This is a genomic window from Streptomyces sp. NPDC054796, assembly GCF_053611545.1.
The window spans coordinates 102,009-116,341 of record NZ_JBSHAO010000020.1; the positions used below are offsets into that span (position 1 = coordinate 102,009).

General features: G+C 70.3%; 12 protein-coding genes and 1 pseudogene. 10 read left to right on the forward strand and 3 right to left on the reverse strand.

The annotated features are described in order from the left end of the window. Positions 1-464 precede the first annotated feature (464 nt). The 6 genes from ACWGJ2_RS18785 (at position 465) to ACWGJ2_RS18810 (ending at position 7,587) form a co-directional block, all read left to right on the forward strand. A complete protein-coding gene (locus ACWGJ2_RS18785; RefSeq protein ID WP_453347228.1) occupies positions 465-1,466 on the forward strand; it encodes an ABC transporter permease in 1,002 nt (333 codons plus the stop codon). 82 nt (positions 1,467-1,548) lie between these two features. After that, a complete protein-coding gene (locus tag ACWGJ2_RS18790) occupies positions 1,549-3,318 on the forward strand; it encodes an ABC transporter substrate-binding protein (RefSeq protein WP_453347229.1) in 1,770 nt (589 codons plus the stop codon). A 146-nt stretch (positions 3,319-3,464) separates the two neighbouring features. After that, positions 3,465-4,463 carry an ABC transporter permease gene (locus tag ACWGJ2_RS18795; protein ID WP_453347230.1) on the forward strand — a complete coding sequence of 333 codons (999 nt, stop codon included), beginning with the start codon at positions 3,465-3,467 and terminating at the stop codon, positions 4,461-4,463. Further along, entirely contained in the window at positions 4,460-5,689 is a 1,230-nt protein-coding gene (locus ACWGJ2_RS18800; RefSeq protein ID WP_453347231.1) for an ABC transporter ATP-binding protein, read from the forward strand. Before ACWGJ2_RS18795 ends, ACWGJ2_RS18800 begins: the two co-directional genes overlap by 4 nt. 23 nt (positions 5,690-5,712) lie before the next feature. Then, positions 5,713-6,813 carry an ABC transporter ATP-binding protein gene (locus tag ACWGJ2_RS18805; RefSeq protein WP_453347266.1) on the forward strand — a complete coding sequence of 367 codons (1,101 nt, stop codon included), beginning with the start codon at positions 5,713-5,715 and terminating at the stop codon, positions 6,811-6,813. Between the two features lie 117 nt (positions 6,814-6,930). Beyond that, entirely contained in the window at positions 6,931-7,587 is a 657-nt protein-coding gene (locus ACWGJ2_RS18810; protein WP_453347232.1) for a trimeric intracellular cation channel family protein, read from the forward strand. A 40-nt stretch (positions 7,588-7,627) separates the two neighbouring features. On the opposite strand, the gene ACWGJ2_RS18815 is transcribed toward ACWGJ2_RS18810, so the two are convergent. Then, complete coding sequence (locus tag ACWGJ2_RS18815) at positions 7,628-9,085, reverse strand: aldehyde dehydrogenase family protein (protein ID WP_453347233.1); 1,458 nt, start codon at positions 9,083-9,085, stop codon at positions 7,628-7,630. A 175-nt stretch (positions 9,086-9,260) separates the two neighbouring features. On the opposite strand from ACWGJ2_RS18815, the gene ACWGJ2_RS18820 reads away from it, so the two are divergent. Beyond that, a complete protein-coding gene (locus tag ACWGJ2_RS18820) occupies positions 9,261-10,094 on the forward strand; it encodes a thioesterase family protein (protein WP_453347234.1) in 834 nt (277 codons plus the stop codon). 134 nt (positions 10,095-10,228) lie between these two features. Here the strand turns inward: ACWGJ2_RS18820 and ACWGJ2_RS18825 are convergent, their stop codons facing one another. Next, on the reverse strand, positions 10,229-11,065 hold the full coding sequence (locus tag ACWGJ2_RS18825; protein ID WP_453347235.1) for an alpha/beta fold hydrolase: 837 nt from the start codon (positions 11,063-11,065) through the stop codon (positions 10,229-10,231). A gap of 194 nt (positions 11,066-11,259) precedes the next feature. Here ACWGJ2_RS18825 and ACWGJ2_RS18830 point away from each other — a divergent pair, with 194 nt between their 5' ends. After that, positions 11,260-12,192, forward strand: coding sequence for an SRPBCC family protein (locus ACWGJ2_RS18830; RefSeq protein ID WP_453347236.1), 933 nt, complete (start codon positions 11,260-11,262; stop codon positions 12,190-12,192). Between the two features lie 91 nt (positions 12,193-12,283). After that, positions 12,284-12,760, forward strand: a complete 477-nt coding sequence (locus tag ACWGJ2_RS18835; RefSeq protein WP_453347237.1) for a Dps family protein — start codon at positions 12,284-12,286, stop codon at positions 12,758-12,760. Positions 12,761-12,905: 145 nt separating this feature from the next. Here ACWGJ2_RS18835 and ACWGJ2_RS18840 read toward each other — a convergent pair. Then, positions 12,906-13,277: pseudogene (locus tag ACWGJ2_RS18840) on the reverse strand (hydrolase); the annotation flags it as partial. 178 nt (positions 13,278-13,455) lie between these two features. Here ACWGJ2_RS18840 and ACWGJ2_RS18845 point away from each other — a divergent pair. Further along, positions 13,456-14,316 (forward strand): thermonuclease family protein, encoded by an 861-nt coding sequence (locus ACWGJ2_RS18845; RefSeq protein WP_453347238.1) that lies wholly within the window; start codon positions 13,456-13,458, stop codon positions 14,314-14,316. Positions 14,317-14,333: the final 17 nt, after the last annotated feature.

Genomic DNA, 14,333 nt, shown 5'->3' on the forward strand with positions numbered 1-14,333 from the left:
CGGTGCCCCCGCCTTTCCCGGCCCTTTCTGCGGTTTTCCCCGTCTTTCCGCGCTTTCCCGCGCCTTTCGGCGACTTTCCCCGGTTCCCCGGTTCTCCCGGCCCTTTCCCGGCCCTTACCGGGGCTCTTTCCGCGCCCCTTCCCGGGCTTTTCCCGTCCCCTTCCCTCTCCCCTTCCCGTCCTCTTCCGGAAGGTGAGAATCGTCTGTGCGCAGGGGGACCAGAACCGTACATACCCACGCGTCCGGCACCGCTCAACGTCAACTTCCGTCCGCATAACGGAAGCTGTCGCGTCACATCACAGTTGCGCATCCTTTCCCCTTGAAGTCTGGCGGGTGATCGTGAGCGCGTTGAAGACTCCCGAGCCATAGGGCCATCGGCCTTGTGTACGAACTGCTTGCGAACTGGCCGCTACAGCGGCGGACGTGGGCTGGTCACCACCGGCCGAGAAGGGGTTCTCACCACCATGACGGCACCAATCCACGAGCCGACCCCGGTGTCCGACGCGGCGAACGCGGAGGCAGCCGCCGAGGTCGCCAGGACGGCGGTCGAGGGGCGCTCCCTCGGCCGTATCGCGTGGACCCGTCTCAAGCGCGACAAGCTGGCCCTCGCGGGCGGCTGCGTCGTGCTGTTCCTGGTGCTGGTGGCGATCTTCGCGCCGCTCATCGTCGGCCTGCTCGGGCACCCGCCGAACGAGTACCACGAGGACAAGATCGACCCGCTGACCAGCACCCCGCTGGGCGCCTGGGGCGGCATCAGCCCCGACTTCCTGTTCGGCGTCGAGCCGGTCAACGGGCGCGACGTCTTCAGCCGGGTCGTCTACGGCGCCCGCATCTCGCTGCTGGTGGCCTTCCTCGCCGCCATCGTCGCGGTGGCGCTGGGCACCCTGCTCGGCGCCATGGCCGGGTACTTCGGCGGCTGGCTCGACGCGGTCATCAGCCGCGTGATGGACATGCTCCTCTCGTTCCCGCAGCTCCTGTTCGCCATCGCGCTGATCTCGGTCGTGCCGAACGAGCTGTTCGGGCTGAGCGGTACGGGACTGCGCATCGGCGTCCTGGTCACCGTCATCGGCCTCTTCGGCTGGCCCTACATCGGGCGCATCGTGCGCGGGCTGACGCTGTCGCTGCGTGAGCGGGAGTACATCGAGGCCGCGCGCAGCCTCGGGGCCGGGCGGCGCTACATCCTCTTCAAGGAGCTGCTGCCCAACCTGATCGCGCCCATCACCGTCTACATGACGCTGATGATCCCGACCAACATCCTGACCGAGGCCGCGCTCAGCTTCCTCGGAGTCGGCGTCAAGCCGCCCACCGCGTCCTGGGGAAAGATGCTGTCCGACGCGATCAAGACCTACGAGGCCGACCCCATGTTCATGATCATCCCCGGGGCGGCGATCTTCGTGACCGTACTGGCATTCAACCTCTTCGGCGACGGCGTACGCGACGCCCTCGACCCGAAGGGAACCCGCTGATGAAGCGAGCGGCTGCCAGCCCCATCGAATCCCCGGCCCTGCGCAGCGCACGGGCCGTGACCCACACGGAGGATGCGAGATCGTGACAACTCAACGCTCATCGAGGCGCAAACAGGCCGCGGCGGCGGCCGTTGTGGTCGCGGCTCTGCTGTCCACCGCGGCGTGCGGCGGCAATGGCGGCGACGGCGACGGCGAGGGCGGGCCCGGCTACAACAAGGCGAGCGCCAAGCTGCTGAACCCGTCGGACAAGAAGGGCGGCACGCTCAAGTACATCGGTACCCAGGACGCCGACTCCTGGGACCCGCAGCGCGGTTACTACGGCTTCATGTGGGACTTCGCGCGGTACTACACGCGCACGCTCATCACCGCCAAGCCCGCGCCGGGCAAGGAGAGCGAAGAGCTGGTCCCGGACCTCGCCAAGTCCAACGCCAAGATCTCGGACGACAAGAAGACCTACACGTACGAGCTCAAGGACGACATCAAGTGGGAGGATGGCAAGCCCATCACTTCCAAGGACATCAAGTACGGCATCGAGCGCATCTGGGCGCAGGACGTCATCTCCGGCGGCCCGGTCTACCTCAAGGACGTCCTGGACCCCGACGGCAAGTACAAGGGCCCGTACAAGGACAAGTCCGAGGACAAGCTCGGTCTGGACGCCATCGAGACGCCGAACGACAAGACCATCGTCTTCAAGCTCCCGAAGCCGAACGTCGACTTCGAGCAGATGCTCGCGATGCCCTCCGGCGCCCCCGTCCGGCAGGACAAGGACACCAAGGGCAAGTACGGCCTCAAGCCCTTCTCGGCGGGCCCGTACAAGTGGCAGGCGTACACCCCGAACAAGTCGATGACGCTGGTGCGCAACCCGCACTGGGAGCGGTCGACGGACGAGGTGCGCAAGGCGCTCCCGGACAAGATCACGCTCCGTCTGATCACCAACGCCGACGAGATGGACAACCGTCTCATCAACGGTGACTACGACGTCGACATCAACGGCACGGGCCTCAGCGCCGCCGGCCGCGCCAAGGCCATCAAGGACCACCGCGGCAACATCGACAACCCGAGCACCGGCTACATCCGCTACGCGGTCTTCCCGCAGACGGTGAAGCCGTTCGACAACATCCACTGCCGCAAGGCCGTGATCTACGGAGCCGACAAGAAGTCGCTCCAGACGGCGCGCGGCGGCCCCCTCGCGGGCGGTGACATCGGCACCAACATGCTGCCGAAGACGGTCCCGGGCAGCGACCCCTCGTACGACCCGTACGGCGCCACCAAGAACGACGGCAAGCCGAACACGGAGAAGGCGAAGGAGGAGCTGAAGAAGTGCGGCAAGCCGGACGGCTTCAAGACCACCATCGCCGTCCGTAACAACAAGGACGTCGAGGTCAAGTCCGCCGAGTCGCTCCAGGCCTCGCTGAAGAAGGTCGGCATCGAGGCCGAGCTGGACCAGTACGACGGCGCCCAGACCACCGGCATCATCGGCAACCCCGACGTGGTCAAGAAGAAGAACTACGGGATCATCATCATGGGCTGGGGCCCGGACTTCGCCTCCGGTCAGGGCTACATGATGCCGCTGGTGCACTCGAAGTACATCCTGCCCAACGGGAACAACAACTACAGCGAGCTGAAGGACCCGGAGATCGACAAGATGTTCTCCGAGGCCATCGCCGCCGAGACGCCCGAGGAAGCCGCGGGCATCTACAGCGAGATCAACAAGAAGGTCTCCGAGCACGCCGTCTACCTGCCGTTCGTCTTCGAGAAGAACATCAAGTGGCGCAGCTCCCGGCTGACCAACGTCTACACCACCACCAACAACAACGGTTTCTACGACTACGCCTCCCTGGGCGTGAAGTGACCGACCGCACGTTCCGTCGGCGCACCCGCCGCTAGTAGCTAGGCACGAAGGGCAGGTGAGGGCCGCGGAGGTGGCCCGGTGAACCGCGCCCCCGGATGATCTCCGGGGGCGCGGTCCCCGCCGGGCGGCCAACGGGCCGGAGTGCAGTGCTCGCATATCTCATCAGGCGGCTGTTCGCCGTCATCGTGATGTTGCTGATCGTCATGCTGGTGACCTTCGGCATCTTCTTCCTGATCCCGAAGTGGACAGGCGTCGACGTCGCCTCCATGTACGTCGGCAAGCAGGCCGACAAGGCGGCGATCGAGGGCGTACGGGAGAAGCTGGGTCTGGCCGACCCGATCTTCGTCCAGCTCTTCGAGTTCGTCCGCGGCATCCTCGTCGGACGCGACTACACGGGCGGCGGGGACACGATCCACTGCTCCGCGCCCTGCTTCGGCTACTCCTTCCGCACGGAGCAGGCGGTCTGGCCCACGCTGGAGGACCGCTTCCCCGTCACGCTGTCGCTGGCCGTCGGTGCGGCCATCATCTGGCTGATCTTCGGCATCGCGGCGGGCGTCATCTCGGCGCTCAAGCGCGGCACCCTGTGGGACCGCGTCGCGATGGGCATCGCGCTCGGCGGCGTCTCGCTGCCCATCTACTTCACAGGACTGCTCTCGCTGGCGATCTTCTCCTACGGGCTCGGCTGGGTCGACGGGGAGTTCGTCGAGTTCTCCGAGAGCCCGACGGCCTGGTTCGGGGGGCTCCTGCTGCCCTGGATCACCCTCGCCTTCCTGCACGGGGCGATGTACGCCCGCATGACCAGAGCCACCATGCTGGAGGTGATGGGCGAGGACTACATCCGCACCGCGCGTGCCAAGGGGCTGACCGAGCCCGTCGTCATCGGCAAGCACGCCATGCGCTCCACCATGACCCCGATCCTCACGCTGCTGGGCATCGACCTCGGGGCCCTGATGGGCGGCGCGATCCTCACCGAGACCACGTTCGGCATCCCCGGACTCGGGCAGGCGGTGCTCAAGGCGATCAGTGACCGGGACCTGCCGCTGATCCTCGGCGTCGTCCTGATCACGTCGGCCGCCGTCATCATCGCGAACCTCATCGTGGACATCCTGTACGCCGTGATCGACCCCCGAGTGAGGCTCGGATGACAGACCCGAAAGACAAGAAACAGAGCGAGCAGACCGAACAGGCGGCCCCGGCGGTGACCGAGAAGGACACGGCGTCCGAGGCGGCGGACGCGGCACCCGCGAAGGGCGCGGCACCCGGCGAGGGCGAGGACGCGCTGAGCCGCACCGGTGCCTCCGCCGTCGCCGAGCCCGTGACCGAAGGCCGCCCGCCCACCTCCTTCCTGGAGGTGCGCGATCTGCGCGTCCACTTCCCGACGGAGGACGGCCTCGTCAAGTCCGTCGACGGGCTGACCTTCCAGTTGGAGAAGGGCAAGACCCTCGGCATCGTGGGCGAGTCCGGGTCCGGCAAGTCGGTGACGTCGCTGGGCATCATGGGCCTGCACACGGTCGGCCAGTACGGGCGTCAACGCGCGAAGATGTCCGGCGAGATCTGGCTCGACGGGAAGGAGCTGCTGAGCAGCGACCCGGACGAGGTGCGCAAGCTGCGCGGGCGCGAGATCGCGATGATCTTCCAGGACCCGCTGTCCGCGCTGCACCCGTACTTCACCATCGGCCAGCAGATCGTCGAGGCGTACCGCGTCCACCACAAGGTCGACAAGAAGACGGCGCGCAAGCGGGCCGTCGAACTCCTCGACCGGGTGGGCATCCCGCAGCCGGACCAGCGCGTCAACAGCTACCCGCACGAGTTCTCCGGCGGCATGCGCCAGCGCGCCATGATCGCGATGTCGCTGGTCAACAACCCCGAGCTGCTCATCGCCGACGAGCCCACCACCGCGCTGGACGTCACCGTCCAGGCCCAGATCCTCGACCTGATCAGGGACCTCCAGAAGGAGTTCGGCTCCGCGGTCATCATCATCACCCACGACCTGGGCGTCGTCGCCGAGCTGGCCGACGACATCCTGGTGATGTACGGCGGCCGGTGCGTGGAGTACGGCACGGCCGAGCAGGTCTTCTACGAGCCGCAGCACCCCTACACCTGGGGCCTGCTGGGCTCGATGCCGCGCATCGACCGCGACCAGACCGAACGCCTCATCCCGGTCAAGGGCTCCCCGCCCAGCCTGATCAACATCCCGGACGGCTGCGCGTTCAACCCGCGCTGCCCGTACGCCGACGTGCCCAAGGGCGACGTCACCCGCACCGTGCGGCCCGAGCTGCGCGACGTGGGCGCGGGCCATCTGTCGGCCTGCCACATGGACCGGGAGGACCGGGAGCGGATCTGGAACGAAGAGATTGCCCCGAAGCTGTGAGCGGCGCGAGCGAGGACGAGCGGATGACCATGCCCGAACAGACGAGGGGCCCCGAACAGACGAGGGGCGAGGCCGGGACCAAGGCCGAGCCGGAGCCGGGCGAGTCCCTGCTGAAGGTCTCCGGGCTGAAGAAGCACTTCCCCATCACCAAGGGCGTGCTCAAGCGCCAGGTGGGCGCCGTCAAGGCGGTCGACGGCATCGACTTCGACGTGCGCGCGGGGGAGACCCTGGGCGTCGTCGGCGAGTCGGGCTGCGGCAAGTCCACGATGGGGCGGCTGATCACGCGGCTGCTGGAGCCCACCGACGGGAAGATCGAGTTCGAGGGGCGGGACATCACCCACCTCGGCGTCGGCGGGATGCGGCCCATGCGCCGCGACGTCCAGATGATCTTCCAGGACCCGTACTCCTCGCTGAACCCCCGGCACACGGTCGGCGCCATCGTCAGCGCGCCCTTCAAGCTCCAGGGCGTCTCGCCCGAGGGCGGCGTCAAGAAGGAGGTGCAGCGGCTGCTGGAGGTGGTCGGGCTCAACCCCGAGCACTACAACCGCTATCCGCACGAGTTCTCCGGCGGCCAGCGCCAGCGCATCGGCATCGCCCGCGCCCTCGCGCTCAACCCGAAGCTGGTCGTGGCCGACGAGCCGGTCTCCGCGCTCGACGTCTCCATCCAGGCGCAGGTGGTCAACCTGCTGGACGACCTTCAGCAGGAACTGGGCCTCACCTACGTGATCATCGCCCACGACCTCTCGGTCATCCGGCACGTCTCGGACCGGATCGCGGTGATGTACCTCGGCAAGATCGTCGAACTGACCGACCGCGCCTCGCTCTACGCGTCCCCGATGCACCCGTACACCAGGGCCCTGCTGTCCGCCGTGCCGGTGCCCGACCCGCGGCGCAAGAAGCAGGGCGGCCGTGAGCGCATCCTGCTCCAGGGCGACGTGCCCTCGCCGATCAAGCCGCCGTCGGGCTGCCGCTTCCACACCCGCTGCTGGAAGGCGACGCAGGTCTGCAAGACCGAGGAACCGCCGCTGGTCGCGCTGGCGCCCGGCCACGAGGTCGCGTGCCACCACCCCGAGAACGCGGAGGACCAGCGGCCCGAGGACAGCAAGCCGCTCGTGACGGCGTAACGCCCTTGCCGCGCCCCCGCCGCCGTCCCCGCTGTGGCCGCGGCGGGGGCGGGGGCGGCGGCGGTCCTGCTCTGCGCGGAACGCGCGCCTCCGCGGAAGCCGTGTAGAAAAGGGCAGGTGGACCACCTCTACGACCCGGACGTGCAGCACTGGCTCGACATCGCCGGGATCTTCGTCTTCGCGATCTCCGGCGCGCTGCTCGCCGTACGCAAGAACTTCGACGTCTTCGGCATCGCGACCCTCGCAGCCGCGACCGGGCTCGGCGGCGGCCTCTTCCGCGACGTCGTCATCGGCGCCGTACCGCCCGCCGCCTTCACCGACCTCGGCTACTTCGTCACCCCGCTCATCGCGGCCGTGTTCGTCTTCTTCCTGCACCCGCACGTCGAGCGCATCAACAAGGCGGTCAACGTCTTCGACGCGGCCGGGCTCGGCCTCTTCTGCGTCACCGGCACGATCAAGGCGCACGAGTACGGGCTCGGACTGCCCGCCTCGGCCGCGCTGGGCCTCGCCACGGCGGCGGGCGGCGGGGTGCTGCGGGACGTGCTCGCCAACGAGGTGCCCTCGCTGCTGCGCTGGGACCGCGAGATCTACGCCGTGCCCGCCGTCGTCGGCGCCTCGGCCGTCGCGCTGCTCATCCACCTCGACGAACTGAACGCGCTCACCATGACGCTGGCCGCCGCGCTCGGCTTCGTGCTGCGGCTGCTCGCGCTCACCTACGGCTGGCGTGCCCCGCGCGCCTGGCGCCGCCACAGCACGGCGGCCGACGAGGGGTAGCGGTACGGTGCCGGGTCCGCGAGGCGGCCCGGGGCAAGGCTCAGAAGGGGAAGCCGCTGCGGCCGTACTGGACCGAGACCCAGCGCTCGGTGGTGAACGCCTCCAGCGCCGCGTCCCCGTTCAGCCGCCCGAGCCCGGAGTTCTTCTCGCCGCCGAACGGGACGAGTGGCTCGTCGTGCACGGTCGCGTCGTTGACGTGGAACATCCCCGTCTCCACGCGTCGGGCCAGGGCGACCCCGCGCTCGATGTTCCGAGTGTGCACGGCACCGCCCAGTCCGTACGGGGTGTCGTCGGCGAGCCGGACCGCCTCCTCGTCGTCCTCGAAGGGCATCAGCAGAGCCACGGGCCCGGAGATCTCCTGGCGCAGCACGGCGGAGCCCTCGGGCACGTCCGTCAGTACCGTCGGCTCGGCCAGACAGCCCCGGACGCGCCCCCGCAGCAGGGCCGTGGCGCCCTCGGCCATGGCCTGCGCGGTGAGCGCGGAGACGGCGTCGGCCTGCGCGGGGGTGATGAGCGGCCCGATCACGGTCTCCGGGTCCCGTGGATCGCCCGCCTTCAGCGCGCGGGCCCGCTCGACGAACGCGCCGGTGAACTCCTCCCACACGGCGCGGTGCACCAGCACCCTGCCGGCGCACGCGTACCCCTGCCCCTGGTGGACGAAGCGGCTGTAGACGGCGGCGTCCACGGCGTAGCCGACGTCGGCGTCGTCCAGCACGACGAAGGGGCTGTTGCCGCCCAGTTCGAGTACGCAGCGCTTGAAGCCGCTGGCGGCGACGGCGGCCACGTGTCTGCCCGTGCGGTCGGAGCCGGTGAAGGAGATGACCTTGGGCACGGGGTGGTCGAGGAGGGCGTCCCCGATCTCGGCGATGTCGGTGACGACGAGGTTGAGGACACCGGGCGGCAGCCCCGCGTCCTCCAGGATCCTGGCCACCAGCACGCCGCCGACGACCGGGGTGCTCTGGTGGGGTTTGAGGACGACGGCGTTGCCGAGCGCGAGCGCTGGCGCGACGGACTTGAGGGAGAGCAGGAAGGGGAACGTGAAGGGGCTGACGACCCCGGCCACCCCGACCGGCTCGCGGTGGACGTGGTTCTCCTTACCGTCGGTGACCGAGGGCAGGATGCGGGCCTGTGGGCCGAGCGCCAGCCGGACCGCCTCGCGCAGGAATTCCTTGGCCAGGCGCAGTTCGCAGGCCGCCTTGACGTGGGTGCCGCCCACTTCGCTGACGATGGCCTGGGTCAGCTCCGCGGCGCGCTCGTCGATGAGGCGGATCGCCCGTTCGAAGACGGGGCGCCGCGCGTAGGGGCCCGCCGCGGCCCAGTCGCGCTGGGCGCGTTCGGCCGCACGGTACGCCTCGTCGACCTGCCGCGCGGTGGCGACGGTGAACGCGGCCAGCTTCTCCCCGGTCCACGGGTCGAAGTCGATGATGTCCCAGGCGCCCGCGCCGGGGCGCCACTCGCCGTCGATGTACTGCGGTGCGGCGCCCTTGAAGGAGGACATGACGCCCCTTTCCGAGTGGAGCGGACGTACGGGGCACGGCCGCACAGCCGTGCGGCCGAGGGGGCGGACCATGTTACGTACGGGAAAGGGGCGCGGGGGCCGTTTGGGAAAGCCCGGCGGAGGTCGTCCAACATCGGACTACCGGCGGGTAACATTTACGTGTACCGTGCGGTACATGTCCGACGCCACCCTCAGCCGCAGCGAGTTCGACCGGGACACCGCGATCCATCCGCGCGAGCCCGGCGTCTATGACGTCAGCCTCTCCCCGGGCTGGGCCATCGGGCACGCGCTCAACGGCGGCTACCTCCTGGCCGTCATCTGCCGCGCGCTCGGCGAGGCGCTGCCCCACCCGGACCCCTTCACCGTCAGCGCGCACTACCTCACCGCGTCCACGGCGGGACCCGCCGTCATCCGTACGGACACCGCGCGCGTCGGCCGCACCCTGTCCACAGGGTCCGCGGGGCTCTTCCAGACGGAGGAGGACGGCGAGGAGGTCGAGCGCATCCGCGTCATCGCCACCTACGGCGATCTCGACGCGCTGCCCGACGACGTACGTACGAGCGCGAAGCCCCCGGCCTTTCCGCCGCCCGAGCAGTGCTTCAGCACCAAGGACCAGCCCGGCGGCGAGGACGCGGGCCCCGAGATGGGCAAGCGGCTCGATCTGCGGCTCGACCCGTCCACCTGCGGCTGGGCGGTCGGAGCCCCCAGCGGCGAGGGGGAGATGCGCGCCTGGTTCGGCCTGGCCGACGGGCGCGACGCCGACCCGCTGTCCCTGCTGATGGCCGTCGACGCGCTGCCGCCCACCGCCTTCGAGCTGGGGCTCAGCGGCTGGGTCCCCACCGTCGAACTCACCGTGCACGTCCGCTGCCGCCCCGCGCCCGGGCCGCTCCGCGTCTCCATCACCACCCGCAACCTCGCGGGCGGCTATCTGGAGGAGGACACGGAGATCTGGGACAGCGAGGACCGTCTCGTCACGCAGGCCCGGCAGTTGGCGCGGGCGCTGAAGTGACGTCGGCGCCTGAGCTGACGCGTTGACGCTGAAGAAGCGCCGCTGAGGCTGAGCGCGCCGGGCCGGGAGGGGCCCCGCCGACGGTGTCCGGTCTCGCCGTCGGAGGGGCCCCTGCCCTTTCCCGGCCCCGTCGGCTACCCGGCCTCGTGCAGGAAGCCCAGCAGCGCGGCCGTCAGCTCGGCGGGGGCGTCCTCCTGGACGAGGTGGCCGGCGCGCTCGACGAGCCGGACCCGCGAGCCCGGGATCAGCCCGGCCAGGCGGCGCGCCCGGTCCACGGGGATCCAGGTGTCGGCGGTGCCCCAGCAGATGAGGACGGGCGGCTCGACCTGCCCGTAGAGGCCCTCGATCTCGTCCGTCCAGCGCTGGCCGTTCTGCGCGATCTGCCGGTAGAAGGCGCTCTGGCCCGCCTCGCCCAGCCACGGAGCGACGAGCCGGTCCAGCACCGCTGGGTGCAGCCCGTGGCGACTGGCCGAGCGGATGTACTCGCGCACCAGCGCCGCGTGCAGCGCGGGCGGCAGTTGCCCGAACACCTCGGCCCGCTCGCCCAGCAGCCGGTAGGCGGGCGACCCCCACGGCGCGAGGGCCACCGGATCGACCAGCGCGAGGCGCTCGTACCGTGCCCCGTGGAGCAGATGGGCGCGCAGTGCGACGCAGCCGCCGAAGTCGTGCGCGAACACGGCGGGCCGCGTAAGGCCCCAGTGCGCCAGCAGCCCGGCGAAGATCCTGCCCTGCGCGGCCAGTGACACGTCCTGGCCCTCGTGCTTGGCCGAGTGCCCGTAGCCCGGCATGTCCCAGACGAAGACCTGGTGACGCGGCGCGAGGGCGCGCGCCGTGCCGCGCCAGGTGTACGAGGACCACGGGGTGCCGTGCAGCAGCACGACGGGCGGGTCTCCCGGCGTGCCGAAGGTGGCCCAGCGGACCGTGCCCGAGGAGCTGTCGTAGGTGCGGTCCAGGTTCCAGTCGTCGGTCATGCCTCCCAGGGTGGGGTGGGGGAGGGGACCGGACCATTGTCGTAAATGACGTTCACCCGAAGATTCACGCCAAGGGCGGTACGCGGGGCGGCGGCAACAGGCCCCTTCGACGCGACGGGACACGCGCGGGGCGCGATGCTGGACGGGCCGGAGCACGCCCGTCCCCCGACCCCGAACCCATGCGAGGCAGACCGATGAACGAGGACCGGAACAGGGAGCAGGCGGACCGGGGCGGACCGGCGTCGGCCCGTACGGGCAGGAAGAAGGACGAGCTGCGCACCGGGGGTGCCCGCCCGGCCATCCGGCTGGAGCGGCGGCTCGGCCATCCGCCCGAGAAGGTGTGGCGCGCGCTGACCGAGCCGGAGCAGCTCGTGCACTGGTTCCCGGCGGCCGTCGAGGCCGAACCCTTCGTCGGGGGCGGGGTCGCCTTCGCCTTCCCCGGCGAGGAGCCCGCGACGGGTGGCGAGGTCACCGAGTTTGATCCGCCGCGCGTCTTCGCCTTCACGTGGGAGGGCGACCACCTGCGCTGGGAGGTCGCCCCGGACGGGACGGGCGGGGTGGGCGGGGTGGCCGGTTCGGAGGGGGAGGGCGGTTCGGTGCTCACCCTCCTCCACTCCTTCGACGACCGCTACGGCGCCGCCAGCTTCGCCACCGGCTGGAGCGCCTGCATGGCAGGGCTGGCCGCGCTGCTCTCGGGCGAGCCCGTCCCGGAGGGCGACCCGGACGACATGGCCGCGACGCACGAGCGCTACGTGCGCGAGTTCGCGCTGTCCGAGGGCGTCTCCTCGGTGCTGCCGGGCGGCGGCTGGCAGGTCCGCTTCGAGCGGCAGCTCGTGCGCCCGGCCGAGGTCGCCTGGGAACGGCTCGACCCGGAGGTGGACGCGGAGCTGTTCCCCCTGGGCGGAGAGACCGCCGCCGAGCCTCCCGTACTCCTGGAGCGCGAGTGGCTGGCCGGGGGTGGCCCCGGCGGGCGCGTCCGGTGGGAGTTCACGGTGGGCACGGGCCACGGCGCCCGCCTCGTCCTCACCCTCACCGGGCCACCCGGCGACGACGAGCGGCAGCGGGGCGCCCTGGCGGCGGGGCGTGCGCGGGTGGAGCGGTTCGCGGGGCTGCTGCTGGGGGTGTAGGGAGCGGGACAGCGGCCCCGGTTGTCCTATTTTCGAGTGATACCTGTACTTTGGGTGGCGAAGGTGACATTCGAGAGAAAGTGATCCCGTCGTGGCGAACGCAGTCAAGAGCACACTTCCGGAAGAGGACCTCAAGATCGTCGGTGGGGCGCTCCAGGGCGCACTGGTGGACCTCGTGGACCTCTCCCTCGTCGCGAAGCAGATCCACTGGAACGTGGTCGGCCCGCGCTTCCGGTCCATCCACCTCCAGCTCGACGAGGTCGTCGACACCGCCCGCGGCTACTCCGACACGGTCGCCGAACGCGCCTCGGCCGTCGGCATCTCCCCCGACGGGCGCGCCGCCTCCGTGGCCTCGGGCAGCGTCATCGACAAGGTCAAGGACGGCTGGCAGCAGGACACCGACGCGGTCCAGGCCATGGTCAGCGCCCTGAGCGCGGTCATCGGCAAGGCGCGCGTGCGCATGAAGTCGGTCGGTGAGGTGGACCCGGTGACCGAGGACATCTTCATCTCCATGATCGGCGAGCTGGAGAAGCACCACTGGATGTTCCAGGCCGAGAACAGGGGCTGAGGCCAGACCGCGATCACGGATCTGAGCTGCCCGGACTGGCCAGCGTCGACTGCCGCAACTGCTACAAGCGGTAGCAGTTGCCGTCGCCCGTATGCGTGGGGCTCACACGGCGTGGCACCAGGCCGCGTAGTTCGACAGGTCTTCTGTCGGCGGGCAGGCTGAGCCCGCGCAACAGCGCGCCCGCCCGCGCCGTCTGGTTCCCCGCGATGTGCACCCCGTACCCGGCGTCGCGCAGTGCCGCCAGGCCCGGCCGTACATCCTCGTACAGGTCCGTCTCGTCCAGTTGCTCCCCCGCCCCCGCGGCCTCCTTCGCGGCGCGCTCGGCATCGATGTCGATGTCGATGCCGGGCCGCACGAGACGCACCGCGTCGGAGTTGTCACGGCCCTGCGCGACGACAGCGCCGACGAGCGCGGAGAGAGTGTGCCGGGGCACGCCGAGCCAGTCCGCCCAGGAACCCCAGTACCGGTCGTCGCGGGTAAGGGTTTCGCCGACGTCGAAGACGATGCTTTCCCTCACTCGACGAACCCTACGAGCCCGACCCTGGCCCCCCGCACCACGGTCCGCGTCCCGTTGCCGCGCGACACCTGGGCAGACACCCGTCCCTGTGCTGCAATCGAGGCACATCCAGGCAAACCGACGCGCTGACAGCGCCGGTTCAGGCCGCGGCAGGGCACCAGGGCAGCAGGGGGCAGTTATGCCGATGCTCGTGATCAAGGGTGAGTACCGGGTCGTCGGGGCCAGTCCCGACGGGGACTCCGTGAGGTTCTACCCGGACAATCCCGACCAGTGGCGGAAGGTCCCCGGGCGAATACGCCACAACCGCTCAGGCGGTGCCCAGCTCAGGCTCGACGCCATCGACGCGCTGGAGACGCACTACCGCCCCGAGCACGGGCGCGAGCTGCACCAGCCGCGGGAGTTCGGGGACAAGGGCGCGGCCTCGCTGCTGGGGTGGCTGGGGTTCGAGGACGTCGAGCGTGACGAGCGCGGGATCGTGACCAGCGCGCGCCCCGAGCACAGCCCCGGCTACGTGCTGACGCGCGGCGCCGACAAGTACGGCAGGTGCGTCGCGCTCGCGGGGCGCGGCGACGCCCCGGGGCGCAGCGGCGACGACATCGTCGTGGACGCCGACCTGCTCAAGGAGACGGTGAACCACCATCAGATCGCCGAGGGCCTGGCCTATCCCACCTACTACCGCAAGCTCTTCGTCGATCTGCGCGAGGCGCTGACGGCGGCGTCGGACGCGGCCCGTGAGGCGGGCAAGGGGCTGTGGCCGGGCGACGACACCCAGCGGGGGGCGAAGATCCAGGGCGTCGACTCGCTGACCGAGGACGCGGTGCTCCTCCCCAAGCTGTTCCGGCGGCTCGCCGACTACTTCGCGCTGAACGACGGCGACGTGTCCCTCGCCGGGTTCAAGGACTACCTGGAGCAGCGCGAGGACCGGCTCTTCATCATCTCCAACGGGCAGTCGACGGGCTTCGGCACCGTCGTGGACGTCACCGACAGCACGGTGCGCATGAACCGCCCGCCCACTGACCTGGTCTTCGAGGAGGGCTGAGGCGGGGACCGAGGCGC